At 65.4% G+C, this 26,794-nt stretch carries 28 protein-coding genes; 8 read left to right on the top strand and 20 right to left on the bottom strand.

Features of this window, described 5'->3' with window-relative positions:
* Nucleotides 1-132: 132 nt before the first annotated feature.
* From FHY02_RS22230 to FHY02_RS22145, 18 genes are read right to left on the bottom strand one after another with little or no spacing between them, the layout of a single operon-like run.
* A complete protein-coding gene (locus tag FHY02_RS22230) occupies nucleotides 133-1,932 on the bottom strand; it encodes a conjugal transfer protein TraN (RefSeq protein WP_183926481.1) in 1,800 nt (599 codons plus the stop codon).
* Nucleotides 1,933-2,676, bottom strand: a complete 744-nt coding sequence (gene trbC, locus FHY02_RS22225) for a type-F conjugative transfer system pilin assembly protein TrbC (RefSeq protein WP_183926479.1) — start codon at nucleotides 2,674-2,676, stop codon at nucleotides 1,933-1,935.
* A 10-nt stretch (nucleotides 2,677-2,686) separates the two neighbouring features.
* A complete protein-coding gene (gene traU / locus FHY02_RS22220; RefSeq protein ID WP_183926477.1) occupies nucleotides 2,687-3,703 on the bottom strand; it encodes a conjugal transfer pilus assembly protein TraU in 1,017 nt (338 codons plus the stop codon).
* Complete coding sequence (locus FHY02_RS22215) at nucleotides 3,700-3,972, bottom strand: hypothetical protein (protein ID WP_183926475.1); 273 nt, start codon at nucleotides 3,970-3,972, stop codon at nucleotides 3,700-3,702. The genes traU and FHY02_RS22215 overlap by 4 nt, the downstream gene beginning before the upstream one ends.
* Nucleotides 3,969-4,241, bottom strand: a complete 273-nt coding sequence (locus FHY02_RS22210) for a hypothetical protein (protein WP_183926472.1) — start codon at nucleotides 4,239-4,241, stop codon at nucleotides 3,969-3,971. Before FHY02_RS22210 ends, FHY02_RS22215 begins: the two co-directional genes overlap by 4 nt.
* The gene (traW, locus tag FHY02_RS22205; protein WP_183926470.1) at nucleotides 4,241-4,879 is read right to left on the bottom strand and encodes a type-F conjugative transfer system protein TraW; all 639 of its coding nucleotides are present in this window, start codon (nucleotides 4,877-4,879) and stop codon (nucleotides 4,241-4,243) included. The genes FHY02_RS22210 and traW overlap by 1 nt, the downstream gene beginning before the upstream one ends.
* Nucleotides 4,876-5,424 (bottom strand): S26 family signal peptidase, encoded by a 549-nt coding sequence (locus tag FHY02_RS22200; RefSeq protein ID WP_183926468.1) that lies wholly within the window; start codon nucleotides 5,422-5,424, stop codon nucleotides 4,876-4,878. The genes traW and FHY02_RS22200 overlap by 4 nt, the downstream gene beginning before the upstream one ends.
* Nucleotides 5,414-6,106, bottom strand: a complete 693-nt coding sequence (locus FHY02_RS22195) for a type-F conjugative transfer system protein TrbI (RefSeq protein WP_260173081.1) — start codon at nucleotides 6,104-6,106, stop codon at nucleotides 5,414-5,416. The genes FHY02_RS22200 and FHY02_RS22195 overlap by 11 nt, the downstream gene beginning before the upstream one ends.
* Nucleotides 6,103-6,462 (bottom strand): hypothetical protein, encoded by a 360-nt coding sequence (locus FHY02_RS22190; protein ID WP_183926466.1) that lies wholly within the window; start codon nucleotides 6,460-6,462, stop codon nucleotides 6,103-6,105. Before FHY02_RS22190 ends, FHY02_RS22195 begins: the two co-directional genes overlap by 4 nt.
* 5 nt (nucleotides 6,463-6,467) lie before the next feature.
* Nucleotides 6,468-9,047 carry a type IV secretion system protein TraC gene (gene traC, locus FHY02_RS22185; protein ID WP_183926464.1) on the bottom strand — a complete coding sequence of 860 codons (2,580 nt, stop codon included), beginning with the start codon at nucleotides 9,045-9,047 and terminating at the stop codon, nucleotides 6,468-6,470.
* Nucleotides 9,044-10,090 (bottom strand): conjugal transfer protein, encoded by a 1,047-nt coding sequence (locus FHY02_RS22180; RefSeq protein ID WP_183926462.1) that lies wholly within the window; start codon nucleotides 10,088-10,090, stop codon nucleotides 9,044-9,046. The genes traC and FHY02_RS22180 overlap by 4 nt, the downstream gene beginning before the upstream one ends.
* A complete protein-coding gene (locus tag FHY02_RS22175) occupies nucleotides 10,087-10,959 on the bottom strand; it encodes a DsbC family protein (RefSeq protein ID WP_183926460.1) in 873 nt (290 codons plus the stop codon). The genes FHY02_RS22180 and FHY02_RS22175 overlap by 4 nt, the downstream gene beginning before the upstream one ends.
* Entirely contained in the window at nucleotides 10,946-11,242 is a 297-nt protein-coding gene (locus FHY02_RS22170; RefSeq protein ID WP_183926458.1) for a hypothetical protein, read from the bottom strand. Before FHY02_RS22170 ends, FHY02_RS22175 begins: the two co-directional genes overlap by 14 nt.
* On the bottom strand, nucleotides 11,229-12,572 hold the full coding sequence (locus FHY02_RS22165; protein ID WP_183926456.1) for a TraB/VirB10 family protein: 1,344 nt from the start codon (nucleotides 12,570-12,572) through the stop codon (nucleotides 11,229-11,231). Before FHY02_RS22165 ends, FHY02_RS22170 begins: the two co-directional genes overlap by 14 nt.
* Nucleotides 12,573-12,575: 3 nt before the next feature.
* Complete coding sequence (locus FHY02_RS22160; protein ID WP_183926496.1) at nucleotides 12,576-13,349, bottom strand: type-F conjugative transfer system secretin TraK; 774 nt, start codon at nucleotides 13,347-13,349, stop codon at nucleotides 12,576-12,578.
* Between the two features lie 41 nt (nucleotides 13,350-13,390).
* Complete coding sequence (locus tag FHY02_RS22155) at nucleotides 13,391-13,963, bottom strand: type IV conjugative transfer system protein TraE (RefSeq protein ID WP_183926453.1); 573 nt, start codon at nucleotides 13,961-13,963, stop codon at nucleotides 13,391-13,393.
* Between the two features lies 1 nt (nucleotide 13,964).
* On the bottom strand, nucleotides 13,965-14,255 hold the full coding sequence (gene traL / locus FHY02_RS22150; protein WP_183926451.1) for a type IV conjugative transfer system protein TraL: 291 nt from the start codon (nucleotides 14,253-14,255) through the stop codon (nucleotides 13,965-13,967).
* A gap of 59 nt (nucleotides 14,256-14,314) precedes the next feature.
* Nucleotides 14,315-14,635 (bottom strand): TrbC/VirB2 family protein, encoded by a 321-nt coding sequence (locus FHY02_RS22145; RefSeq protein WP_183926449.1) that lies wholly within the window; start codon nucleotides 14,633-14,635, stop codon nucleotides 14,315-14,317.
* A 407-nt stretch (nucleotides 14,636-15,042) separates the two neighbouring features.
* Here FHY02_RS22145 and FHY02_RS22140 point away from each other — a divergent pair, with 407 nt between their 5' ends.
* The 4 genes from FHY02_RS22140 to FHY02_RS22125 all read left to right on the top strand — a co-directional run bounded on the left by FHY02_RS22140 (nucleotide 15,043) and on the right by FHY02_RS22125 (nucleotide 19,736).
* Nucleotides 15,043-15,504, top strand: coding sequence for a hypothetical protein (locus FHY02_RS22140; RefSeq protein ID WP_183926447.1), 462 nt, complete (start codon nucleotides 15,043-15,045; stop codon nucleotides 15,502-15,504).
* Between the two features lie 106 nt (nucleotides 15,505-15,610).
* Complete coding sequence (locus tag FHY02_RS22135; protein WP_183926445.1) at nucleotides 15,611-16,108, top strand: helix-turn-helix transcriptional regulator; 498 nt, start codon at nucleotides 15,611-15,613, stop codon at nucleotides 16,106-16,108.
* Between the two features lie 902 nt (nucleotides 16,109-17,010).
* Nucleotides 17,011-18,366, top strand: a complete 1,356-nt coding sequence (gene repC / locus FHY02_RS22130) for a plasmid replication protein RepC (protein ID WP_183926443.1) — start codon at nucleotides 17,011-17,013, stop codon at nucleotides 18,364-18,366.
* Nucleotides 18,367-18,842: 476 nt separating this feature from the next.
* On the top strand, nucleotides 18,843-19,736 hold the full coding sequence (locus tag FHY02_RS22125) for a replication initiator protein A (RefSeq protein WP_183926441.1): 894 nt from the start codon (nucleotides 18,843-18,845) through the stop codon (nucleotides 19,734-19,736).
* Nucleotides 19,737-19,746: 10 nt separating this feature from the next.
* Here the strand turns inward: FHY02_RS22125 and FHY02_RS22120 are convergent, their stop codons facing one another.
* Nucleotides 19,747-20,595, bottom strand: coding sequence for a lytic transglycosylase domain-containing protein (locus FHY02_RS22120; RefSeq protein WP_311731915.1), 849 nt, complete (start codon nucleotides 20,593-20,595; stop codon nucleotides 19,747-19,749).
* A gap of 154 nt (nucleotides 20,596-20,749) precedes the next feature.
* Here FHY02_RS22120 and FHY02_RS22115 point away from each other — a divergent pair, with 154 nt between their 5' ends.
* The gene (locus tag FHY02_RS22115; protein WP_183926439.1) at nucleotides 20,750-22,042 is read left to right on the top strand and encodes a hypothetical protein; all 1,293 of its coding nucleotides are present in this window, start codon (nucleotides 20,750-20,752) and stop codon (nucleotides 22,040-22,042) included.
* 3 nt (nucleotides 22,043-22,045) lie between these two features.
* Here FHY02_RS22115 and FHY02_RS22110 read toward each other — a convergent pair whose 3' ends face one another.
* On the bottom strand, nucleotides 22,046-22,315 hold the full coding sequence (locus FHY02_RS22110; protein ID WP_183926437.1) for a hypothetical protein: 270 nt from the start codon (nucleotides 22,313-22,315) through the stop codon (nucleotides 22,046-22,048).
* 239 nt (nucleotides 22,316-22,554) lie between these two features.
* Here FHY02_RS22110 and FHY02_RS22105 point away from each other — a divergent pair, with 239 nt between their 5' ends.
* The 3 genes from FHY02_RS22105 to FHY02_RS22095 form a co-directional block, all read left to right on the top strand.
* A complete protein-coding gene (locus tag FHY02_RS22105; protein ID WP_183926435.1) occupies nucleotides 22,555-22,797 on the top strand; it encodes a hypothetical protein in 243 nt (80 codons plus the stop codon).
* The gene (locus FHY02_RS22100) at nucleotides 22,794-23,654 is read left to right on the top strand and encodes a toprim domain-containing protein (protein WP_183926433.1); all 861 of its coding nucleotides are present in this window, start codon (nucleotides 22,794-22,796) and stop codon (nucleotides 23,652-23,654) included. Before FHY02_RS22105 ends, FHY02_RS22100 begins: the two co-directional genes overlap by 4 nt.
* Nucleotides 23,655-23,690: 36 nt before the next feature.
* On the top strand, nucleotides 23,691-26,794 hold a 3,104-nt coding region (locus FHY02_RS22095), incomplete at its 3' end, for a strawberry notch-like NTP hydrolase domain-containing protein (RefSeq protein ID WP_183926431.1).

The following is a 26,794-nucleotide window of genomic DNA, read 5'->3' as shown; positions in this document are numbered from 1 at the left end:
TGGAACCAGTGGCCGATCGTCTGCGCGACTTCGCCGGCGGATGTCCCGCGCGACGAGCGGTGGATCCGCAGAAAGATCGCGAGGTCGAGCACCGACATGTCGACGGTGCACGGTCCCCCCGGACCGCTCGTGTCATCGTTTGCCCCCGTGAAGGTCATAATACCCCTGAATCTTTTGCTGAATGTCGGTCATTACGCTGACCTCATCCGGCAGCTTCGCTGCGTCCATGAACTCGGCGTAGACTTCGGAGAAATCCATCTTCGACAGATCGAGGCGTTGGAACTCCTCGATGGTGAAGCCCTTGCAGGTTTCGTCCTTTGGCTTGCCCCATGGTTTGTTGATCTGCTGGCGACCCTGCTCCTGCAGGATGCGGGAAAGCTTGCTGCCGAAGCAGCAATAAGCGTCCTTCGACGTGACGCAGATGCCGAGCACCTTGTCCGAGCAATAGGAGCCGACCTTGTGGCAGAGCCCCTTGTCGTCCTTCTCGTCGAGCTGCTTCTCGGCCGAGCTGCACAGCCACGGCGTCAACAGCGGCACGCCCTTGCCCGAGCAGCAATTCGACGCGCCGAAGATCTTCTTGTTGCAGGTACCGCGCTCGCCGGAGAAGACGGTCAGGTTGTTGGGGTCGAACTGCGCGCCGGCGTCGCCGATCGCGTGGAGCGCCACCAGCGCGTCCTTGAACTCGGTCGAGGCCTCGCGCTCGATCTGCTCGCAATCGCCGTTGATGCAGTAGACGTCGTTGCCGCAGACGTACTGCTTGTCGGTCGATGCGGGATCGTCGGGCAGCGGGCAGCTGTAGACGCGCTGCGACACCTTGCACGCACCGTTTTGCGGATCGTCGAGGCACTCGTCGCGCAGGAACTTGCATTGCGCGTTGGCGTCGAGCGAGCTGCAGTCGCTGGCCGGCTGAATGCGCTGGCAGGTGAAGGTCCGCGACCAGGCCCAGCAGCTCTGCGTGACCGGCACCCCTTCGATCGTGCGCGTCTCAGGACCCTCGGTGCAGACCTCAGCGGTCTGCGCCGTGCAGCTAGTGTCCGCGGCCAGCGCAGGGCAAGTGCCTTCGCTGCGCGTGACGGAGACGCTGGTCTCGCCTTCCTTCTTCACGAAGACGGTGTTGGCCTTGAAGTTCCAGTGCAACGGGATCTCGCCCTGCGGGATCTCCGTCGAGCAGGAGTAGAGCTGCGCGGTGCCGCTCTGCTTGCTCTTGCAGTATTTGCGGTAGTCCTCGACGTTGGTGCCGCCCGCACCGAGGTCGATCTGCGCGTCGCAGACGTGCTTGGAGACCGGCTCCGCGCGGCAGACGCCGGCCGCGACCTTTGCCTGCATCGTGCTGTTGCGCGCGAAGCCCATCGCCTCCTGCTTGTCGGGCGTGGCGCCGTAGTAGAACCAGCGCGACGTGTTCACGACGTGGGGGACCATGGTGCCGCGGCAGGTCTCGTTGGCCTGGGTGACCTTGGAGCCCTTGTTGCAGGTCGCCTCGTAATAGCCCTTCGAGCCGACCGAGGGCGGAAGCGCGGTGCAGGTGCCGTTCGAACCGCTGAGGTCCTGGCCGCCGAGGTAGGTGTCTGGATCGGTCTCGATCGCGGTGCCGCGCGAGGTGGCGGCAAGGATCTCGGCGTTGCTGAAGCTCGGTCGGGTGCCGGCCTTGTCGACGACGGTGCCGTAGGCATCGTTGGTCGGCGCGGCCGACTTGCCGTCCATCGTCAGTTTGTCGGGATCGTCGAAATAGACCTTCTCGGGCAGGTCGGTGCCCCCGTAGCCGGGCAGCTCCTGCAACTTCGCGTCATTGGGCAGCAGGCTCTCGTCCGCGGCCATCGCCTTGGCCATGGCGTTACCTTCCTGGCGCGCCTGCTCGATCGTCGTCTGCGCGATGACGCCGCTGGCGCCGCCCGCGATGACGGCGAGGAAGAGCGAGGCGGCGAGGCGCTTCACCTACGCGCCCTTGCCCATGTTGCGCAGCGCCACGGAGGCGACGCCGGCGCCGGGGCCGCGCCCGTCGACGAAGGTGTCGAGCACATAGCGCACCGACACGTTGCCGGTGATGCGGTCGAACGCCGGCACTGCCGTGCGGCAGTTGAGGCCGGAACAAAGGTCGAAGTCGGAGGAGACCGCGACATAGGTCGGGACCGCCTGCACGTCGAAGGCGCGGAACAGGCGCGGGTCGATGCCGACGTTGGAGAGCTGGTCCTTCTCGGTCACGACCTTGCTCAGCGCCTCACTGAAGGCCTTCATCGAATTATTCGGGAAGCCGCGGAAAACGACCACACCGCCCGCCTTGGCCGTGTCGGCGATGAGCTGGCGAAGCGCCGGCACCGGCATCGACAGGCTGGCGAAGGCGATGAACTGCGGCGCGTCACCGCGACCGGTCGACGACACGTTCTGGCTGGCGCCCTTGATGATCTCGTCGAAGTCGAACGCGCCGTCGCCGTTCATCGGCAGGTCGGCCTTGGCGAGCTCGGTGAGGTTGCCGGTCGCCTTCGTCTGCACCGCAATCGCTTCCTCGCGGAAGGCATCGCCGCGATTGCGGACCTGGGCGGCGAAGGTCTCGGCATCACCCTGCATGGCGGCCGAGCGGCGCTTGATCGCCTCGAGGTCGAGCCCGTCGACCGTCTGCGCAATGGCCTGGATGCCGGCGAGCCCGGCGATCGCGGCAGCGACAAGGAGGAAGCGGCGCATCAGGGTCTCCTCACAGCACGCAGCAGTTGCGCTTGCGCCAGACGAGGTAGCCCATGTCCTCGCCCTTCACGGGGTAGGAGCGGCCTGCCTGCGGCGGCATCGTCGACGCGCCGAGCGGCGAGCATGCTGCCTTGCCGCTGACGGTTGGGATCGGGTTGGTCATCTGGACGCGGTATTGCTGCTTCTTCAGCACCGGCATCGGATACTTGTTGCACAGGCCCTTTGAGCCCATCGTGCCCCAGGCGAGGCCCTCACGGTGGATCTTGAAGGCGAAGCGGGCGAGCGCGAGGCGCGATGCCTGCACGTGGCCGATCGAGGCGGCGATGTTGCCGTTGACCGGGTACATCGGTCCCTGACAGCCAGCGCACCAGAAGGTCGCATCGAGCGGCAGCTTCGCGGTGGATGCGATGCAATCGCCCGCGCACGCGGCTTGCGCGATCGGCGAAGAGAAGAGCACCGCTTCCGGGTTGATGAGCGCGGTGAGAGAGTCATCCTGCCAGAGCGGGTCGACCTCGGTCATATAGGCGATGTCGAACGAGGACTGCTCGAAGCAGGCGAAATCGGCGAGGATCTCCATCCAATAGAGCAGCGGATAGACGTACCAGTGGACATGCCATTTGGACGTGTTCGCGCCGTTGCCGCCGGTCAGCGAGGGGCCCGAGAGCTGACCCTGCCCGATGTCGAAGCCGGGCGAGATCTTGGTCCCACCCAGGTTCACGAAGCACCACGGCTTGGTCGACACGTCGGCGAGGCGCACCGGCTCCCAGAAGCCGGCCGCGATGCCGATCCGCGGCACCGGCGAGCCGCAGGCACATACCGGGAGGTTTGGGTTGTCGGTGTCAGGCCGGTTGCTCGGCCAGATCTTCAGCCCGCCAACCGAGAGCGGGAAGAGGCACGACCAGCAGACATCGGTGATCGGGTTGACGAACTTGCCGGTGCACTTCGACTGCGCCTCCGCGCGCGGGCTCAGCACCGCCGACAGGGCGAACGCGACGAGTGCGAGAGTGAGGAGGCGCAGCGCTTTCACGACCGGGCACTCCGCGCGGCGGCCAAGCGACGGCTCGCCCACACGTATGCCACCAGCAGCACGACCGCGTGGGCGCCGATCATCGTCAACGTGCTGATGGTGACCTCAGGCGATGCCAGCCCAAGACGCTCCGCGATGAGGCGAAGCAGGACGACGCACACGAAGGTGAGATGGATAACGTTGTACCACCCGAGCCAGACGACAACGGCCTCGAAGGCCCGCAGCCGTTTGAGAGCAGCTTGGTCGTTCAAGGGCGGAAGACTGCTCATGCCTCCTCCGACACGGCAGCCGCAAGGAAGGCGTTGTCGGCGCGGTTCTTGCGGAACACGTAGAGCGTCGTGTGGAGTGCGGTTACCGCCAGCAGGGCGGCCACCACGAACGACGCCGGCCGGCCGAACAGCTGCACCAGCGTGCTGATCGACAGAACGCCGAGCGCCGAGGCGACGCAGAGCACCTGGAAGGTCCGGCGCATGCCGCGCAATTCGTCCGTTTCCGGCGCTGCCATCGGCGTCTTCATCATGTCGAGCCAGAGCGGCATCAGCTGTTTCCCTTCAGCTTGATCTCGGAGAGCTTCATGACCCGGCCGTCCTGGACGGCGACCGCGGGGGTGTGGCGGATGCCGAGCTTGCCGGTCAGCCGGCCCTCCTGGTCGAAGTAGAAGCGGCGCTGGCGCTGGGTCATCTCGTCGATGGGCGAGCCGCTCACGAGGATGATCTTGGCCTTGAGGTCGCTGTATGTCGTGGTCGCCCACGCCATCTCGGCGTCGTTGTCGCCGTCGACGAAAACCAGCGCCTGGCTGACCGCGGTGAAGTCGAGCGGGTTCACCGTCTGGCCGCGGCGCGCGATGTAATTGCCCTTCGGGTCCTGCACGTCGCGCTCGATTGTGATCGTGGGATCGTAGGCCCAGGTCCGCGCCTCGGACGCCGGCGTGATCCCTGCGACCGGCTTGGGCCGGCGCACGCGCGCCTCGGTCCGCTTGGCGAAGGCGGCGTTCATGCGGTCGATCTCGCCTTCGGCCTGCAGGCGCTGCAGCTTGGCCTCGATCGTCGCCAGCAGGTCCGGCTCCACTATCGGGAAGACCTGGCCGACCACGCCGTGATCGCGCGCGCGCGTCGCCGAGGTCAGCGATATCGAGAGCAGCGCCACAATGGCGACGGACTCGAGCGCGCGCTTCACAGGATCGGCTTCCCGACGCCGACGATCGCGGCGGTGCAGGCGTAACCGATCGCGGCGTAGCGGCTGTCGAAGCCATCCTTGTGCGGACTGCCGACGAAATAGCAGCCTCGCGGGATCACGCCGGTCGGCCCGGGCACGAGGCGCTCGCCGAACTTGCTGACGGCTTTCATGTGCGCGACGAGCTTGCCCGCGACGATCACGTCGGCGCCGCGGTGCTCGACCAGGTCGCCGGGCATGCCGTAGACGATCTTGCCGAACATCTGCTTCTTGGCGCCGAAGTGACGCACCACCAGCGGCGCCTTGGGCGGCACGAAGAACACGTACTCGCCCCGTGCGGGCGTCGCGGTCTTGTGGATCACGAAGGCCCAGTTGGGCAGCGACTGCGAGGAGTTGATGAGCAGCGCGTGGTTCTCGCGCCAGCTCGCCAGCGCATTCAGCGACAGCCCACCTACCGTGAAGAGCCCGAGCGCCGCCCACAGCCGCTTGCGCGGCCGGAAGCGCTCGCCGGCCGACGACGCCGGGAGGGTCGCCGCCTTACTGGCCACCGGGACCACCGAAGGTCGAGACGCTGGCGCCCTGAGCCGCCATGTCGGGCGCAGGCGCTGCAACGCCCGCGTCAGCCGTCGGCTTCGGTCCGAACGGCGAGTCCGGTGATACGGCGGTCGGCGCCTGTGCGAGCTCGACCGGCGATGGAGCCGCGGCGGGCGCGACCGGGGCGATCGGCGCCTGGCCGCGCAGCATCGCCCCCATCTGGTTCGGCGATGCGGCCTGCGGCACCTTCACGCCCGAGGCATAGACTGCCTTCGCGACGTCGGCGGTGATGTCGGGCACGCTCTTGGAGAGCACGGCCTCGCCGACGAGCACCACCTGGCCAGCCGCGCCCCGGCGCTGCAGCTCGCCGTCGAGCGACGCCATGAAGGTGCGCATCTGAGCCTGCACCTGCTCGGGCGGGGTCGCGCTGCGCGCCTGCGCCTGGACGTACTCGCCGACGATGTTGGACAAGTCCGCCTTGACGATGTGCTGCGGCTTCTCCGCGGTCACTGCCTTGGTGATCCACATCGCCCAGACCAGCGCTACGAGGAGAGCCGCGCCGAGGAGCAGCTGCTGCGCGGTGTAGCCGGCGAAAACCGCGCGGCGCGCTGGGGTGATAGCTGCTGAAGCGAGCGCGGGAGCCGCAGCGGCGGCCGGGGTCGCACCCGACGCACCCATCTCGTTATCGTCGGTCATGCGCGCGGCTCCTTGGCGGCCGGGTCACGCGGCAGGATGGCGTGACGGCGAAAGAGGATGAGCGCGCCGGACACGATCATGTGGACGATGCCGACGGTGATCTTGAACTGGTCGACGCGCGCGGGGCCCGCCGCGAGGTAGCGGCTGGTCATGTTCTCGAGGTGGTTCATCATGCCATCGAGCGAGAAGCCGCCCAGCACGAGGAAGAAGAGGACGAACACGCCCCACGTCATCAGCAGCGTGGTGGCGAGGAAGCCCGCCATGTGCAGGCCGAAATAGAGCAGGAAACCGGCATCTCTGCGCGCGGTCGGCCGGGGCGGAGAGAGCGGTACGATGCGATCGGGATGCGTTGCCATGACGGTCACTCCGCGGCGATCGGGAGCTGGTCGTCGGCGACATCGCTCCACTTCTCGGGGTTGTCGGGATAAGCGACGCGCTCGATCGCCTCTTCCATCGTGAGACCCTGGCCGAGCAGGTCATGGATGGCCGCGAAGGTGCGCGGCGAGGACGAGAAGACGGTCGCCGAGTAGGGATCGAGGACGAGGCGGCCAACCGCCATCGACTCCGGCCCCTTGATGAGCACGTCCGAATATTCGACGCCGTTGCGCTTCAGCGAGCGCATCAACGCGTCGGTGTAATCGTCCATCTCGAAGCGGTCGTGCTTCTTGAAGTCGGCGATCGTCTCCGCCTTCTGCTGCAGGACGACGAACCAGTCGCTGTTCTCGAGCGCCGCCTTGGAGCCGTCCGACTTGTAATAGTCGTTGATGCTCTGCGTGGCGGTGACGAGCGACGCGCCGTACTTGCGGCAGGTACGCGCATAGGCCTCGATGAAGTCGGCCATGGAGCCGCCCTTGAGCATCTGCCACGCCTCGTCGAGGAGCAGTGCCTTGGGCACCGAGCGATCCTCGCGGCGCATCGCCTGGCTCGCCATGAACATGATCGCGGTCAGCGCGACCGAACGCAGCTCCTCGCGCGAGGACAGGTCGGACAGCTCGAAGACGGTGAGGTTGGCCTTGAGCTCGAACGACACGTCGCCGGTGAAGAAACGCCCGTAGGTGCCGGCGCTCGAGAATGGCCGCATGGCGATGCCGAGGTCGGTCGCGACCGGGTTGCCGGTTTCCTCGAGCGCCGCGATCACATCGTCGATGCAGCCGCCACGCCCCTTCTCGGCCCAAACCTTGTTGATCGCGCCGTCGATCAACCCGCGCTCGGTGTCGTTGAGCTTGTCGATGTGGCGCGCCATCTGGTTCACAATGCTTTTCAGCATCGCGAAGCAGTCCATGAGGTAGTCTTCGTCCTGACCCGCGAGCGTCGGATCGATCATGGCGAAGGGGTTGATGCAGAAGCCCGATGCCATCGTGAACTCGACGAAGGCACCGCCCTGGAGCTTGGCCGAATGCTCGAACGAGCGGCCGTCGTCGATCACGACGACCTTGGCGCCGGCACCCACCATCGAGGCGCACAGCTCCTGAAGCGCGACCGACTTGCCCGAGCCCGACTTGCCGCACACCGCGACATTGTGGTTGCCGGCGCTGTTCTCGAACGGCGACCAGAAGAAGGGCTGCCCGCGGCGACCGACCAGCATGAGGTGCGGCTGGTGGCCGCCCAGATACTCGCCCTGCATCGGCATGAGGCTGGCCGCGGTGGTGGTCAGCACTGTGCGCATGCGCTTCATGTTCTTGAGGTCGAACGACAGGCCGTTGGCCATCGTCATCGGCATGGCGGCAAGCAGGCCCTGGATCTGCAGGTAGCGATCGTCGAGCAGGTCCCAGCCAGCCGCCCGGTACACCGACTTTAGGGTCCGCTCGTTCGAGTCCCCCTTGCCCTTCGGGCTGAACGAGGTGACCGAGTAGAACGCCTGCACCAGCTTGCGGCCCTGGCGCAGCTCGTCCTTGACGAATTTCCACTCGGCCGACTGGTCCTTCAGCTGCGGCAGCATGCGCGCCGACTTGGAGTCCGCGAGGCTGGTGGTGCGCATGAACTTGCGCCCCGCGCGTTGCCCCTCGGCCTCCGCGTCGGGGAAATCGAGGCACAGGTTGGTCGAGACCGGGCAGGGCATGCGCAGCTTGTCGGCGAACATGTCACCGATGAGCTTCGCCATGTCCCACGGCGCCCAGCGCTGCGGCAGATTGCGCACCGAGAAGGAGCGCAGGTCGAACGTGTCGGGGTAGATCTCGCCGATCTCGGGCGCGTCATCGACCGTCTTGCCGGTCGGACGGAAGCGCTCGGTCCGGAGTAGAATGCGATCCGGCTCGATCTTCATCTCGAGGTCGTGACGCACCGCCTGGTCCGCGATCGGATCGAATGGATTGTAGGTGATCGTGTCGTCACCTGGCGCCGTCGTCGGCGAGGTCAGATCGTCGATCCACGTGATGAGCGCCTTGGGATCCATGGCGCGCGAGTGGACACCGATCGACTCCAGCGTCGAGGCGAGCCCCTCCATGACGGAGACGATCTCCTCGTTGGAAACGCGGCTCGTCTCCGGCGTGGAGTAGGAGAGCGCGAGGCGATGATTGCGCATGTGGAAGGGCGCGGCGGTCGACAGCGAGTTCCACACCCCGCCGAGCAGATAATCGGTCCGGTGCTTCGCCATGCGCTCGTAGACGCCCGCGGCCGAGTAGCGCGGCAGATACCATTTCGAGAGGAGCTCGCTGATGCGCGGGCTCATCCAGCCATGGACCTGCAGCGCGCCCGGCGTCGGGATGCCCTCCGACAGAAACTGCGCGAGCATCTCGTGGCTCTGCTCGGTCGCACCCATCATGGGCGTGCACTCGAGCACGAAGCCGCGCGTTCCGCTGTTGTAGAAGATCTGCGTCTTGGGATCGTAGCTCCGGTACGGCAGCCAGTGAACGAACCGCGGCACCGCGGTGTCGGGACGCCCACCCTCGGGCTTGGCGCTATCGCCGAGGATCGTCGCCAGCAGGCCGCTCAGGAAGCTCATTGATCCACTCCGGGGAACGAGGGCGCGCGCAGCACCGGGATGACACCGTTGGCCTTGGCCGCCTCACGCGCCTCGGGCTCGGCGCGCGCGAGACCGGCCCGAATGGCCGGGTTGGCGCCGACCGCCGCGAGAGCCGTGCGACCGGCCTGGGTCGCGTGCGTCGGCACCGTGATGGCCGACGTCGCCGTAGGCGTCGCGGGGCGGGTAGGCGCGGAAGGGGGAGGGGTGGCAGGCTTGGGGGTGCCGACCGTTTGGGTCGTGGCCGTGCGCGCCTGTGGCAGGGTCGGGGCAGGGCGCTGCGTGGGAGTGATGGCGCAAGCGCTGCTCGGCGCCGCAGGGGCGGCGATCGGGGCACGCGACTGGCGATAGACCGGCGTAGTCGAGGCCGGCATCCGACGCGGATTGCGCGCGAGCTGCCGGGCGACCTGGTCCTTGATGTTGCCGACCGGGTCGATCGGCGCGCGCGCCGCGGCGACCGCGGCTGCGCTCGGCATGTCGGGATCCACGCCCACGTCCATGTCGCCGGTGATCGGAGGATCCGCGCGGTCGACCGCTGCGAGGAGCGTGTCGCCACCTGCCGCGCTCGCGACCTCGGCCGGCGTGGTGGTGACGGCGTTGCTGGCGAGCTCGCGCTGCCACTCGCCGCGCTGAACCACGGCATGGATCGCGGTCTGCTCGCGCAGGCGCCCCGCGGCGTCGATCTGCGCCGGGAAGACGATGCGCAGGACGCGCTCCTGGCTGCGCGCCGGCGTGGCCGCGGCGGACTGGAAGCCGCCCGCAACGTTGCGGGCCGCGATGCTCTGGCCGCCGCGATCGTCTGTCGCCGGCGCGCTGTAGGGACCGGCCGGCGTAATCATGCGGTCGCCGTCCTCGCCTGCGATCATCGCCAGCGCGCGATCGTCGATGGTCGAGCTCGGCGCGCAGATGCCGTCCGGCGCGATGCACGAGAAGTTGCCCTTGATGTTGCCGCCCAGCGTCGTGCAGCTGGAAAGGCCGGTGCCGGCGAGAATGAGCGCGAGCGCTCCAAGCTTGGTGGGCGTCACGACCGTCCTCCCTCGATGAAGGCGGCCAGCGCCTCCTTGGGCCGGTAACCCTCGATCATCGAGCCGTCGGAGCGGACGATGACGGGGGTGCCCGAGAGACCATGCGCGCGCGCGAACTTCTCGTTGGCGTCGAGGCCCGAGGTGTCGCACGTGCCGGCGTTGCGCAGCGGCTCGCCGGCGTAGGCCTGGTGCAGCGCCTCCTCACGGTTCTTGGCGCAGTAGACCTGGTTGGCGAGGTCGCGGCTACCGAGCACCGAGATCGGTCGCTCGACGACGCGCACGTTCATGGTGCGCAGCGTGTTGGAGAGCGCACGGCAGTAGCCACAGCGGAAGTCGCTGAAGACGGTGACCGTCTTGCCAGCCGACTTGCCCCACACGATCGCGCCGGTTGCCGGCAGGCTCGTGAGCGAGAGGTGCTGTGGCGACGCGGGTGCCGAGGGCGACGCGCCGGCACCGCGCGTCAGCGGCGCCTCGTCGCTGCTGGCCGCGTTGTTGGCCTTGGCCGCCCCGCCGATGAGGGTGTCCGGGTTGATCTCGAGGAGGCGGGTCGCGGTGAGGTCCTGCCGCGTCTCCATGTCGTAGACCCGGCCGATCATGAGGTAGCGGCCGGAGCGGTCGACATAGAAGAGGTTGCTGCCCGCGGTCACCTCGCAGAGCCCATCGACCACGCCGCAGTCGACCTTGGAGACGGTGGTCCGCGGCAGACGCGCCTTGAGAAGCGTGGCAACCTTATCGTTCGACGGCGCCATGATGCCAAGGTCGGCCGCGGCGCCCGCAGCACCGACGCCAACGACAGCGGCACAGCCTGCGATGGTCGCGATGAAGCGGGGACGAAGACGCCAGAAGGCGATGTAATCAATGGCGGACATGGACAGCTCCCAGGATCCCGATCGATGGAAGATGAGCGGCGATGGGCAGCAGGATGCGAGCCGGCTGGAGAGCCGCTTCGGCGCTGCGCGACGGCGTCCCTGCGGGTGTCGTCGTGCGGCCCTCCGAGCAGGGGGCCATGGAATGGCTGTTTGACCGCATGCCGCCAAAGGCCGTCACGCCGACGAGGGCAGAAAGCGCGATGACGAGCCCGTAGACGATGATGAGGTGCGGGCTCATGAAGCCTTCGAAGCGGCCTCGAGCACGGCTGTCAGTTGCGGACATACACACCCTCCAGGAAGACGATCTCGACGTCGACGCCGGTCGGCATCTCGATGACGGGCTGGTACTGTTCGGCGCGCTCGATCAGGTACCTGGAGACCATGTCGCCGGCCTCACCGATGCCGTTGCCGACACCGCCCTGCGCAATGTCGCCGAGCCCGAGCTGCTGGCGCTTGCCGTTGGCAAGCACGACGTTGCCGGGCTGCAGTGCGATGTTGGTGTTGGCCGCAAAGCCGCGCCCGATCCCGCCGACGAGCCCGGCGAGGAAGGCCTGGCTCACCAGCGACCCCTCGCGGCTGACGACGCGCCCGCGCACGCCGGTCTTGCCGCCAAAGGCGATGAAGCCCTTCACCTCGGACTCGGCGTAGCGGCCGCCCGGCTGCGGGCAGGTCATCTTCTGCAGCTTGATGTAGACCTTCTCGCTCGACAGCTCGCCGCGCGCGGCGCCGTTGATGAGGCACCCCTGGATCTTGGTGGTGAGCAGCTTGCCGTTCTGCAGCACCGAGCGCGCCGGTCCGGTGATACGCAGCACCACCGGCAGCGGGTCGGTCTGGCTGTTCACGCCCGCAGCGGCGTCGACGCCGACGATGACCTTGGCCGTCGCGAAGCTGTTGGCGGGCAGGTAGTTGGGGCTGTCGGTATATACCGTGCTGCCCTTGGCGATCTTGGATGCGGTGCCGCGATCGGTGGAGCTGAACGACACGATCTTCACCTCGCTCAGGCGAGGCGCGGGGAGATCGGGACCGGCAGACGGCGCGCCCGCGCCGCGGCCGTACACCGCAGCGCTGCCCGGGCCGTACATCGCCTGCGGACCGGCCGGGACCGGGGGCGGAGCGGCTGCGCGCTCGTTGACCTGCCGGCGCAGCTGCTCGTTCTCGGCCTGGTAGGCAGAGAGCACGCGCTGGCCGTCTGCGGACATCGACTGGTTCTGCGCCCGCATGGCGTCCAGCTGTTGGGAGAGCTGCGTCACCCGCGCGTTGGTGCCGTCGACCGCCTTCAGCTGGTTCTCGGTCGACTGGAAGCGGTTCTCCGACAGCGCCATCCACTCCTGCTCGGAGAGGGTCTTGTTGGCCATGTCGCTGACCGAAACCTTCACCTGCTCGGGCTTGTCCGGGTCAACCTTCTTGGCGCTGTCATCACCGCCGAAGATCCAGAACGATGAGGCGACGAGACCGACCGCGCCGACGCCGGCGAGAAGCATCCGCTGCTTCTTCTTGGTCTCGGTGTTGCCGTCGAGCTCGGTGGCGATCGGCGACACGCCGTCCGCGGCAGGAGCGGCTTCCGGGCCGTCGAGCGGCTTGCGGCTCCGCGAGAAGATGTCCTTCAAGGCCATGGCTTAGTTTCCGTTCCGCGAGACGAGGTAGGCGGTCGTGACCCGACCCGGCGCGAGCTTGGGCTCCGCGATCGAGACGGCGAGGGCGCTGGACGGCGCGACCTGCGCCTCGGTCAGGACCTTCTCCTGCGAGCCCTTGTTCTCGATGCGCAGTACGCGGCCGGTCAGCGCCTCGCCGCGGTACTCGGAGATCATCTGGACCTTGAGGTCGCCGACGTAGACCGGCTTCAAGGAGCGCTGGCGCAGCTCGTAGCCGTCGACCGACTTGTTGGCGTACATCGCCTGCACCAGCGACACCGCGGCATCCTCGGGCGACGAGGCGGCAGCGACCTTGGTCGGCGCGGCCTCGACCGCGTCCGCCTTGGCGATCGCGGGGTTGGAGAGGAACACCTGCACCGCCTGGTCGCCGGCGATGCGGCAGGCAAACTTGTAGACGTAGCCGCGCTTCGACGTGCCGAAGAACGATAGCGTCTGGCGGTTGAAGCCCTCGGGCACCGACAGGTAGATGTCACCGCGCACCGGCTCGTTGACGACCGAGAAGTCGTCAGAGGGGTTGCCGGTATTGATCTTGGACACGCCAGCGAACTCGTCTCCGACGAGGCTGATGCGGGTGAGGTCCTTGGCCGAAGCGGTACACGACACCTGCGCACCGTCAGCGACCATCAGCGTCTGGTCGCTGGCCGCGAAGGCGGGAGCCGCAAAGACGAAGACGGCGACGGCGATGAGCGCGGCGCCAGCGATGCGGCTGAGCCAGCACATCGTGCGCGAAGCGAGCATCGTGCCGAGTGCGGCGCTGCCGAAGGCGTAGAGCGGGGCGGTCACAGCGCGCCTCCCAGCTTGCCCTTGGGCTGGACCATGCTGAAGCCGACCAGCTTGAGGCTCATGCCCGAATATTCCCAGTCGTAGACGAAGGTGCGTGGCTCGCTCGAGACCACCTTCTGGCCGACCACGGTGCTGAGCTTGCCCGTCACAGTCGACTGCAGGTGCTTGGCGTCGATCTCCATGCCCTCGAGCGTGAAGAACTGGCTCATGCTCGAGCCGCGCTGCTCGCTCACGATCTTGAGGAGGTCGGCTTTAATGGCGCCCTGCGCCTTGGGGGAGACGATCGCGAGGACCGACTTCATCCAATAATCGAGGCTGCCCGGCGACCGGTTGAGCGTCAGCACCGCGGTGTCGCGGGTGACCAGCTCGAGATACTCGCGCGACACGCCGGAGCTGGAGACCGTCACCGGCGATCCGAGGACCGGCTGCAGGACGATCTCGCGGCTGCGTGTCGCAGACATGAGAAGGAGGAGCGCGACGGCGCCCGCCAGCAGAAGGGCGGTCATGCCGAGGAGATTGCGCTGGCGAAGGACGCGCTGGCTCTGCGCGTGCTGGTAGGAGAAATCCATGTCAGCCCACCATCAGTCGGAGGTAGGAAGGTGGCGTGGCCTTGAGCGACGGAAACCCGCCGGGCAGGTGCCAGTAAGCCAAGTGGATCAGCCACGAAGTCGCCCGTCCGGCTTTGGCACGTCGAAGCGCCCACCATCCCAAGATGGCCAAGCCGATCCCGATGACGATGTGTTGGGACAGGATCCCCCAAGTGAAGGGGATGACCATCGCGAGGAACTCGTCCAGCGTCCAAAAGCCGATGAGCTCAGGATCGTCGAGATGCGATGGGATCACGTACTTGTCGGCTGACATCACGCCACCTTCAGTGACGGGGCCGGCGGAGCTGCTATCTCTGCCGGCCCCGGGTCGAGTCAGATGGTTGCGGTGACCGTCGAGGTGACGATCGGAACGCCGGTGCCGGCGCCGACGCCCACGCCGACCGGGATCGCGACCTGGCCGAGCGAGAAGCGGCCCGAAGCGAGACCGACCACGCCGCCCGCGAGCGACAGGACGGTGATGATCTTGCCGCCCGAACCCTCGAGGAAGCCGGTGAAGGCATCCAGCGCGGTGTTGAACGTGCCGTCGGCACCGGCGAAGGCCGGCGAGGCCATCACCGCCGCGGTGGCCACCACGCCGAGCGTGGCCAGCGCGGCCGTCTCGGCGCGACGGCCCATCTTGAGCAGGGTCTTCATAACAGAGTCTCCTTTGGCTGAGCGCATTTCAGCGCGCCCAAAGGAAGGCTGGCTCGGCGTGGCGTGGGGTCGCAACATCGAACGCCGCGGAACTCTGTGATGGCCGACTTATTTAACTGCTCGACCCCATTTTCCCCCCGGCGCTTTGAGGTGCTGACCCATATTTGGGTCAGGTTGGCCCGATTGTGGGTCAGCCTGGCACGCATGCGGGCCAACATGGCTCGGATCTGAGCCACGCCCTTCCGCGAACGACTAACGGCGGAATCTTGTCGGTGCCTGACGTGAAATCGACAGGAGACATGCGGGGGAGGCTGCGCAACGCCGTTGATGAGCGTAGGGTGGTCCTTTGAGGGGATCAGCTCGGGATCGAAACCTGAGCAGCTTGGGAAAAGGGATGAGGCGCGAAGATGTCGGCCGAGGAAAGAGAGTGCAGATTCAAGGTATCAGACTACTACTTTCGGCTGACGACCGAAGGCGTGCGCCTTTTTTCTAACAAAAAGTGCGTTCATCAAACCTTCAAGCAGGTAGTTGATGGGCGTGCCGAGTGCGGCAGGTCATTGCGTGATTATTACACGGCTGAGGATATGAGAGAGCACTTGGCCATCATACCATCTCAGGGAAACATCGAGCTCCAGTTTACAATCCTTGAGACAAGCGCTGCGTCGATCGAAGAGGCAGCTGAGATCCTCAAGGAAGCTCTTGGTACTTCAGTGGGCTTCAGTGATGCCGTATCCTTACTCCTGTACGACCTGGTCGTGGAGGAAAACAAGACAGAGGTGCTCACAAAACTCGGCCTTACGGCCGAGGCCGCTGCGCGATACAAGAAATCGCTTAAAAGAACCAAAAAGAATGTTTTTCCAATCCGCTAGCTACGAGCCGAAGCGCCTGAATATGTTAAAATGCCGTTTGCGGCAGGTTTGCAAACCCAGTTGATGCGGTTATCTCTGCAGGTCGTCATCCGGGAGGGATAGGCAAATGGAGCTACTTCAGCATGAAGTTGACCCGACGTCGAGTAGACCCTACACGATTGCGGATTTCATTGTCTCGAAAATGGACAACGTTGGCGTTAGTCAACGAGGTTTAGCTGCGCGCACCGGGTACAGCCGCAGCCGTATCAATCGCATACTGAGGGAAGAGGATCGGCTCCCGATCACCATGGTCGAGGCTCATAGGATCCTCGCCTCACTCGGCGTCGGCGAGCTTGAGGCTGCGCTTGCACAGGAAGTAATTCGGGACAAGGCTCCGGTCACAAGCCGAGAAATGGAGATAGTCGTAAGCCTCATCGCCGTTGTATTCGGCGGCCTTGCAACTAAAATAGCCTCGCTTGTAGACGTCGTCGAAGGGCTGGAGTTTGGTGATATTCGCCGCGAACATGGCTTAAAGGTGCAGAAGGCGATCTTTGAGATGCTTAAGGACCTCTACACTGACCTCATGCACCGCAAAGACGACCGCATCGATCATACCAGATACTAGTCCAACAGCTAGCGTCGGCAAAAGCATTCTGCCCGGAAAGCGTTTTCCTGACAATAATAGTGGTCGAGGGGGTACGCTGCTCGCGTTTCTGAGGCGAGCGCAGACCGTACATGCGAGTGGGACCGGCGCATGCTCTGAAAGATCAATGATCTTAATCGTTTGTGTGCGTGCTTCAACACCCTCGCACATCAGCGAGCGCTTGGCCGTTTCTTGTGTTGGAGCCAAATCAGTCTCCTCCGCTGGTTAGGTTATCGGCGCGTTCCAGAACCGGCGTGGTCAGGCGACCTACGCGAGGTACGATGGATAAGGTTTCCTTGAACGCGGCGGTGTTCAGCAAGGCGTGTCGTGGGAGCGCAGGCGACAGAGTTCCCTGAGGCACGACGAGAACTCGCATCCTGGTTGTCGACGTCGCACAGGGTTCCCAAAAGCACGAGGCCGAATCGAAGCGCCGCGCGAGTCGGCGCGGGGCAAAGTTCCTAAAAGCACGAGTCGGCGATCGAACCGGGTTCCTAAAAGCACGTGCGCCCGGCGAGACGCGGTTCCTGAAAGCACGAGCCGCTTCCGGACAGGGTTCTCAAAAGCACGAACAAAAGTAGCACAGGGTTCCTAAAAGCACGAAACTTGTTTCGCGACGGCCAAGTGCTCAGCCGCTAGCTTCCACCTCAGCGAGACTTCCTGCGATCCGCACCTCGCTGCCGTCCGCTCGGCCGGTAAAACCAAAACAAAGGGGAGACCCGTGCAAACAAGAAACGCCCGACGCTAAGGCGGGCTTTCCGAGACGTCGCTAGGAGGCGTGTAGCAACTATTCCTTAGCCGGCTTCTCCCGACATCGCAACGCCACCGCGCGCCGGCTCGCGCAACCGCTTTGCTTGTCCGCACGGGCTCCCGTCAGGGAGAACCGAATGACCGCTTGCGCCCAACGCCCAGGGGCGGGCCTGCGCCGCTTCGATCAGCATAACGCCGCCGCGTTGGCCGTAGCTGATCAATTTTCCGGCCTGGAAAAAGATACCACGCCGGCGCACGTCCTTTCTGCGATGAAAAGGGCGGCCGTCTATCTTGGCTTTCCTGGTCGCGTTGTTCAGGTAATCGACCTGATGTTCAGCTGGTCGATGCCTCAGGACTGGCGCACCGGGCACATTCCGACCGTCTGGCCGCGCAACGACAAGCTGTCGCACTTGCTCGGCATCTCGGTTCGGCAGGTTCAGAAAATCCTCAACAAGGCGCAAGAGCTCGGCCTCGTCACCTTCCGAGACAGCCCCAACGGCAACCGCGGCGGTCACCGCGATCGTAATGGTAACATCGTCTGGGCCTACGGGATCGTCCTCAGCCCGATGGGAGCCCGATATCGCGAGTTTCTCGACGTCGCGGCCCGTGGTGCTGCCGAGGACAAGCGCATTGACGAGCTCGCCCGGCGCCTAGCTTCGGCCCGACGAGGCATTCGTTCGATAGCGCAGGCCGCGCTCGACGTGGCGTATCGCGGGTTCAAACCGGAGGACGAGATCGCGCTGGCTCGCATAGCGGCTGAACGGATCAGAGGCAGCCGCGACATTTCAATGATTGAAGCTTGCGTTGAGCAGCTTGAGGAACGGCGTCGCGCTCTCGAGATTGCTCTTCAGGGGACTCTAGCTGCAGAGACGTTGGTTCCGGTTTTGAATGAAAGTTCACGGTCGGGCGATTTGGATGACACCCCCTCTACAACTACAACTCAACTCCAATCTGCTAACGCAGATCACAGTAGCGGCTTAGCGATGAAGAGTAGTGGAGATTACGACATCCGCCTTGCCCAGCCTCAGACCGAAGTGGAAAGCGATCTAGAGAAACACGGTGTCGATCCTACCTTCATCCGGGAGGCGGCGCCCGAGCTACTCCAATCGCTCGATTACGCGCCTGCGACGTGGGGCAACGTCATCGCGCTCGCCGAACGTCTCAGCGGTCAGCACCGGATCGCCTCATCGGCATGGCGTGAGGCCTGCCGCGTCATGGGGCAGCGCGGCGCAGCGGCCGCGGTGATCGCGACCGTCGAAAAGTACCGCGCTGGGGAGGTGGTACAACCGGGCGCGTATCTGCGCGGCATGACCAAGAAGGCAACCAACGCCGACCTCCGGCTCGGGAAGACCATGTTCGGCCTGAAAGATCGAACACGAAGCGACGGTATGCGCGCGCTTGCCGTCGGCGCTCCCGAAGGTAGCATCGGACTGATCGCGAATCGGTTGCTCCGCCGCGCGACGGAAGCTCGCCGACCGGATGCGTCGCGGTGACGTGAACGCGGTCCGGGAGGGCCGCGATAGGGTTCCTAAAAGCACGAGCTACCAGCAGTTCTCGAGCGTCTGGGAGCGCTGCAACCCTCGCAATATTGCCATTCCTACCGGAAAACGGCCAAATTCCCTCGTGCTTTTGGGAACCCTGTCTTTTGGCCGACGAGATGATACCCGGCAGAGCGTGGCCGATCATCCGACGCCTGGAGCGAGCGGCGGATCCGCAGGTGGCGCGGGCAGGCATTGTCGTTGCCGAAGCGGCCAATTTCCACGGGTTACGGTTCGATTTGGGGTACGGTTCCTAAAAGCACGAGCCTGCGCAAAAACTATGCAGTGGAGCGCTCCTCCCGGTGGAGAATCCGTCGACATCGCTCCAAAAGGGCTCGAATCTTCGTGCTTTTAGGAACCCTGTCGCCTCGACCCTCCCCCAGCGCGTAGCTTCGAGCTATAACCACAATCATCGACATGCGAGGAATGCCATGGGAGCGGTCAGCACAGCCGATAATGCACAACTCAACCTGCTCGACCTTGATAGCCCGCTTCAGGGCAAGGTCCGGGGCGAACGAAGCATCATGGATTATCCGCTCTTCTCGCTTGCGAAGAAGCCGCAGACCGAGCCACAGGTTCACGAGATCGAGGGCATTAGCATTGAGATCCGTCCCAGCGGTGGCGGTATCGCGACTATGTACGACAAAGAGATTGTTCTTTACGCGATCTCGCACATCAACGCTCGCCACCGGCGGGGCGAGCGGGTCGACAATGCGGTCATCTTTGCGGCGCACGACTTCTTTCGAGCAACCGGAGTGTCGCGTCCCTCAAAGCGGGATTATGATCGCTTCCAGGAGGCGTTGGGTCGACTGCAAGGCACACAGATCAAGACGAACATCCGAACTGGCAACGCTGGCAGCAAGGGCTGGTTCTCCTGGTTCTCGGAAGCGGTTTCGACGACCCGGCGAATGCCTGACGGCTCCGAACAGTTGGAGTTCGTCAAAGTCATTCTCTGCGAGTGGCTTTATCGCGCGATCACGAGAGACCGCGAGATCTATCAGTATCACGACGACTATTTCCGCCTGAGCCTTTATGAACGCCGGCTCTATGAGCTTGCACACTGCTACGCCCGGGAGGACGAGCATGAAATGCCTATCGAGCGTTTCGCTCAAAAGATTGGATCCAGCGCCACAATCAAAAAGCTGAAGAACACCTTAAAGGAGATTGAGGCTGAGGATCGCATCCCTGAGTATCGTGTTGAACTCCGTGACATCATAGAGGACGAGCCCGCGATCGATAGCCTTGGCCGAAAGCGAAAGAAGGTTCGTAGCGTTGTTGTGATGCGGCCTCGTAAAGGCGACAGCACTCGTATGCTCGCAGCGTAAGTTGCGAAACTCAGAATTGTGAAACCGAGATTGATCGGCGAGGTGACTGCGGGAGGGGTGAGCGGAGCGCAGGGGATCCCGGCGAGGCGGTTAGCCGTGACCAGTTGGCGATGATGTCGGTGACATAAGCCTGGGTCTCAGCAATCCGGGGCACAAGGCCGTCGCGAACCCGAGCAGGACCGGCATTGTAGGCGGCCAGCGCCAACTGGACCCGGCCGAACTTGTCGAGCTGCTGGCGCAGGTAGCGCGCCCCGCCGCGCATGTTCTGGTACGGATCGAGCCGATCAACCCCGAGCCCAGCCGCGGTAGCGGGCATCAGCTGCGCGAAGCCGAACGCGTTCTTCGGTGAGACGGCGAGCGGGTTGTAACGGCTCTCCCGAATGATCATCGCATCGAACAAGCCCGTCGGGATACCATGCTCGCACGCGATCGAGCTCATCATGCCGTAATAAGCCGCGCGCCGACCTTCGGCCTCTCGAGAGAGGAAGCCGGACGGTCGGTAAGCCAAAGGCGCGCAGCCTGGAACAAAGGCGGGCGCCGCGAAGGTCTGCATGTTCGCCCGCATCCACCCAGGCACTGCGATCGATGACGAGGTCGGAATCTCGGCGAACGTGGCCTGAGACACAGGCGCTGCTTCTACGAGACCCCCCAGCTCGCGCTTCATACGATACTCGACGTACCGTCGACTGAGATCGTGGACGGCGAACTCGGCAGGAAGGGCCGTATCTACCCCGACGTCGGATGATGGCACCGCGACGCCGTCGCTCTCCGCGGTCGGTAAAGCAGTCATCGAGATCAACTCGACCCGTCTGGACGACTGCTGCTTCCGGTTCGCGGCGTTCGCCGTGCCGGTCAGCACCACACCTATTAGGGCCGCTCGAACGATCGCTCGCCGCACAATAACCTCCTGAAATCGTCGCTTTAGAGGAGTGGGCAGAAGCTATTCGAGCTTGTCAAGACGGCCAACCAAGGCGAAACTGCCCTCGAAACCGTGCCGGAAGGTCTCTTCGAGCATGTGGTTGATCCATCGCGACACTGACGGACAGGGCCCAAATCGCATCCCACTTCCGCCTCAACTCCGCGAGGCGTTGGTGCGATGGTACGTGGGCGAGGGGTCGTTCCATGATGAGCAGGCCGGGATCACGCTGGTCCAGAACGCACGTATCGGTCATCGATGGATCGCTTGCAGCTGCCTCGGCGCGGACAAGCGCCCACCTATCCTCACTCCGGCGTTCCTGTCGGAGGCCGAGACCTACTATCTGCGGCGCCTGACGAGCGAGAAGCGGCCGGAACATCGTCCGGAGTGCCCATTTTTCCGGGACCAGGTGACGAACCGCATCACCGAGGTGCGCTCCCACAACAAACCGACGGATCCACCGGCGGGATTCTTCGAGGTGCTCAGGCCGGCGCCGGAGAAGCTTGCCCAGCGTCCCGAGGAAGACAGCAACGACGACAGGACACGCAACGCCTCGACCCCGCGGCTTGCTCGTCTGCTCTGGCGGCTGATGGACACCGCGGGCTCGAACAGCGTGCCTCCACTAGGCGTTGGCCCTGACTGGTCGATAAAGGAGGGGTTCGCCGCCATCATCCGAGCGGCGGGTAAGATCGAGATTGCGCCCGGGATCGAGCTGGCGCGCGCACTATGGACTCACGCCCGGCCGCTAGAGGCTAATGTTGTGTATGCGACGCTGCGTAGCCTCGCGCCGAATTGGCCCAAGGCGCACGCGCCGCAGGGTTTCGTGCTCCTCTACGCGCCGGCTATCCAAGGCCACGAAATCCACGTCCCAGACGGATTACCGGTCCACATCGCGAACCGCGTCCAGTCACCGTCGATCCGCGGCAACCGCATCAGCGGGCCCTTCCTCGTCCTGGTTGTCGCCGGCGAATACCCGGAGGCGCATGGCTACGCACCGCTCCGCGCCTATGCGCAGCCGATCTACAGCGGGCGCCTGTTCGTGCCCGTCGAATCCGACTTTGAGCGGAAGGTTCTCAAGCGGATCCTCGAGACCCAGCGGATGCTCCGCGGCAGCGGCATCGATCTCGCGATCGGCAAGCCGCTGTTCGACACGATGACGCCAGACGGCCCCTGTCGCCCCGACTTCGTGCTGGAAGGTCGATCACGGGTAACGGGCGAGTTGCGCACGATCGTGGTGGAGGCAATGGGCTTCGACACCGATGAGTATCACGCCGCAAAGGCAATCACGCACCCACGCATGCGCCATATGGGCGAGCTGCTGAGCCTCACCCCGGCCGACATTGAGGATGACGCAGCGCCGGCACGCATCGCCGCGGCGCTCGCGCTATAGCGATCAGGACCAGCTCATGGTCGCAGCGAAGGAGCCTACGATCCCGAGCGTCACCGGCGTCGACAGAAGATAGAGCTTCTGCCAGCGCCACCAGGTCTTGGGCAGAAGGAGTGCCGCACCCTTGATGGTGCGTGCATCCTGCCAAACCTTGTCTTGCCAGAGACCATGCGCGGTTACGCTGACAGAGAGCAGCATCGCAATCGCGCAACAGATACCGGCCGCCAGATAGATCGCGACCCAGTTGGCAATCTCGACTGGCGAAAACTGTGACATGCACATCTCTTCTCAAGGCCGCGCGTCGACAAACAAGCGCCGATCGATTCTAGTTCCTGAGCAGCCTAACCTGACCGGCTTAGCTCAGGGTAAACGCGGCTGACACTAAATCACCCCTGATTTTACGGGGATAGATGAGGAGCGGAGAGGGGGGAAAGGGATGGGCTGCTCGGGTGGCCCGACATCCTTTTCGGTAATGGTTCGCCGGTACAGGCGGCCAAATACGAGGTCCGCTCGCCATGGAACGCTACCTGCTCTTCATCCGCGACGACGACGGTCACGACCAGACCGATATTCACCCCAGCGAGAGCTCCGCGCGAGAGGCACTGGCAGATTACGTCCGAAGCCGCACGAAGTGCCGCGGGAGCGTCACTGTCCTCCTCGACGACGACGCGATCGATCAGTATTTCGCCGGCCGAGACGCACACTTCCTGATCGCGCGACTGGCCAAGACGATGCGGCGCGAGGGAGATCCGGCATGACGCTGATCGCCAATCGACCGTCGCAGAAGCTGGTCGACCTGGTCGGTGCGCTGGGAGGAACGTGGCACGGTAACGTGGCGACGTGCCGCTGCCCGGCGCATGCCGATGGCACACCCAGCCTTTCGCTTCGCCAGGGCCATCGAGGTCTGCTCGTCACGTGCTTCGCGGGCTGCGACCCCATCGATGTTCTGCGCGAGCTCGACCGCGTTCCACTCGGGCGCCGCTATGAGGCCCCGGAACCAGCTCGCGCGACAGGGACGGCGAACATCGACAGGCTCTGGAACGAGGCTCGCCCTGTGCCAGGAACCTGCGCGGAGCGTTATCTTGCCTCGCGCTTCCTTCTGCCGCTGCCGACCGACGTCCGCTTCCATCCGCGATGTCCACTTGGCCCCAAGCCCCGCACTGTGTTCAAGCCCGCTCTCCTCGTGGCGGTTCGTGAAGGGCAGCGCCTGGTCGCGTTCCAGCGGATCTTCCTCGACCCGGGGAGTGCGTCCTACACCGAGAAGGCGACGCTGGGGACACTGGGATCCGGCGCCTGGCGCGGGGGTGGCCTCGCTCCTACCATCGGCCTAGCCGAGGGTTTCGAGACCGCGCGCGCGTGGTCGCTGCTGCGCGGGCTGCCGTGTTGGGCGTCGCTCGGCTCGCGCCGACTCGACGTACTGACGATCCCGTCCACGGTGACGAAGCTGATCCTCGCCGGCGACAACGACCTGGCCGGACGGCGCTCGGTCGCGCGTAGCGCAGCCCGTTATGCGACCGACGAGCGGGTGATCGAAGCGGACTTTCCCCCCGCGCCGTTCAACGATTGGGCCGAGGCGCTCGAGGCGAGAGAGAGGGGAGGGGGAGGAAGGAGGTGAGCTGCCGGACTGGCAGTCTGACCAAGGGAGCCCTCCATGTCCGACCTTCTCGATCTGCCGCCGGTGAGCGACCGCCCGGCCGCGCTGACGATCGCCGAGCTGCTCGCCGGCGATTTGCCGATTACGCGCCGAGACCTCAACAGCGCCATGACCGCGGCCTTCGGCGGAACCGACGCAGATGGCCGGTGGACCCAGCGCGCCAGCTTCGAGATGCTCGAGCATGCGCTCGCGCTGCACGTCGCGCGCCAGCCATACCCGCTCGCGACCCTCGCCGGCGTGCCGCATGCCGCAGCTCTAATGGAACGGCTGCCGACGCAGACAGTCCGTAGCGAGGAGCAGATCGAGCTCCAGCAATTCTCGACTCCGATCGATATCGGCGCGCTTGCGGCAGTGATGGCGGCGATCGCGCCGGACGATATCGTGCTCGAGCCGAGCGCGGGCAACGGGTTGCTGGCGGTCCAGGTGCCGCATCACGCCGGGCTGCAGCTCAACGAGATCGATCCCAAGCGCCGCGAACGGCTGGCAAGCGTCTTCCCCAACGCAATCATCACCGGACACGACGGCGCTGCCCTCGTCAGCCTGCACGCTTCGCTGGAACGGCCAACGGTCGTGCTGATGAACCCACCGTTCTCGCGGAGCGTCGGCCGCGGCGCCGACAACCTGGCCGCGTTGCGGCATCTGCAGGCCGCCATCCGCCGGGTCGCGAAGGGCGGCCGCGTCGTGGCCATCATGCCGGACTGGTTCGCCCCGAGTGCCCAACTCAAGGCCGCCTATGAGGCGGTGCTGACAGGATGCACGGTTCGCACCTCGCTGCGGCTCGAGAGCTGCTATCGCAAGCACGGCACCGACATCGCGGTCAGGCTCTACGTCATCGACAAGGTCACGGGCGGGACGTCGCACACAGTGATCCAGCGCCGGGCTGTTCTAGACTTCCTCGACGCGATCACCGTACCTGCCCGAGCCGAGCTCGTGAGTGATGCGGCCGTGGCGAAGCCGGCGCCGCCCGTCGTCACCCTGTTCGGCGCCGCACGCGCAGCGACGCCAGCCGTCGCGCGAACCTACTATGCTCCCGTCCGCAACGCGGTACTGCCGGTCGGCTATACGACGCTGGCCGCGCCGGCTCCGCTGGCCGATCAGGTCGGTGTCTATCTGCCGTACCGGCCGAGCCGGATCGGCTTCGAAGCGGCCGGAGAGCACCCGACGGCCCTGGTCGAATCCGTGGCGATGGGCTCGATCCCCGCCCCGGTCCCGGCGCACATCCCGCTGCTGCCGGAGCGCACCGTCTCCGACCGCCTCTTGTCGGACTCTCAGCTCGAGACCGTGATCTACGCCGGACATGCCTGGAACCAGCTTCTGCCGGGCACCTTCAAGCTCGCCAAGGAAGGCGTCGGCCTCGCCATCGACGAGGAGGGCCGCCGCTACCGCAAGGGCTTTTTCCTCGGCGACGGCACCGGCGCCGGCAAGGGCCGCCAGGTCGCCGCCTCCATCCTCGACAACTGGCTGCAGGGCCGGCGTCGCCACATCTGGGTGACGAAGAACGAGCCGCTGCTCGAAGACGCGCGACGCGACTGGTCGGCGCTCGGCGGCCTGGCCGGCGACGTGCAGCCGGTCTCCAACTGGAAGATCGACGAGCCGATCCGCCTCATCGAAGGCGTGCTGTTCGTCACCTACCCGACGCTGCGCTCGATGCGCACCGACAACAGCCGGCTGCAGCAGATCCTCGACTGGGCCGGACCCGACTTCGACGGCGTCATCGCTTTCGACGAGGCGCACGAGATGGGTGGCGTAGCGGGCGGCGAGGGCGCCCTCGGCAAGAAGGACGGCTCGCAGCAGGGCATCTGTGGCGTCCTCCTGCAGAACCACCTTCCCGACGCGCGCGTGCTCTACGCCTCTGCGACAGGCGCCTCGGACGTCAACAACCTCGCGTACGCAGTGCGACTGGGCCTGTGGGGACCAGAGACGGCGTTCGCCAATCGCGAAGCGTTCATCTCCGAGATCCGCAAAGGCGGGATCGCCGCGATGGAGCTGGTCGCACGCGACCTGAAGGCACTCGGGCTCTACACCGCGCGCGCGCTCAGCTTCGCCGGCGTCGAGTATGACGTACTGAAGCACGAGCTGACGCCACAGCAGATCGAGATCTACGACACCTACGCGAACGCCTGGAGCGTGATCCTCCGGAACATGGAGGAGGCGCTGAAGCTCACCGACGTCGTCGACGCACTCGAGGGCGGCACGCTGAACAGCGGCGCCAAGGCGGCCGCGCGCTCGCGGCTGGAATCGTGCAAGCAGCGCTTCTTCGGCCAGGTTCTGCTCGCGATGAAGCTACCGACGGTCATCGCCGCGATCGAACAGCATCTAAAGGCCGACCAATCGGTCGTGCTGCAACTGGTGACGACGGCCGAGGCGATCCTTGATCGCCGGCTCGGTCAGATGTCGGCCGAAGAGCGCGCCGATCCGACGATCGACCTGTCACCGACCGAATATATCGCCGACTACCTGCAGCGTGCGTTCCCGACGCGCCAGATGGAGACCTACAGCGACGACACCGGAGCCGTACGTTCGCGCCCCATGACCGACGAGGCGGGATGCCCGGTCTACAATCCGGATGCGATCGCCGCGCGCGAGGCCATGCTCGAGCACATCTGCGGCTTGCCTCCGATCAAGTCGGCGCTCGACGCGCTGATCGAGCATTTCGGCACCGACGATGTCGCCGAGGTGACGGGTCGCTCCAAGCGGCTGGTGCCGACCTCCGACGGGCGGCAGAAGGTCGAGACGCGCTCAGGCCGCGCCAGCCAGGTCGAGGCCGCGGCCTTCATGGCGGGCACCAAACGCGTGCTGGTCTTCTCCGACGCCGGCGGGACCGGGCGCTCGTACCACGCCAGCCTCGACGCCAAGAACCAGCAGCAGCGCGTCCACTTCCTGCTCGAGCCGGGCTGGCGCGCCGATCGCGCGATCCAGGGGCTCGGCCGTACCCACCGAACCCATCAGGCCTCCACACCGCTGTTCCGCCCGGTGACCACCGACTGCAAGGGCGAGCTGCGCTTTACCTCGACGATCGCCCGCCGGCTCGACAGCCTGGGGGCCCTGACGCGCGGACAGCGCCAGACCGGCGGGCAGAACCTGTTCGACCCGGCCGACAA

Origin of the sequence: Sphingomonas sp. BK069 (assembly GCF_014193405.1) — a bacterium.
GTDB lineage: Bacteria > Pseudomonadota > Alphaproteobacteria > Sphingomonadales > Sphingomonadaceae > Sphingomonas.
Note: the sequence above shows the minus strand (reverse complement) of the source record. Positions and strands in the feature narration are given on the sequence as shown.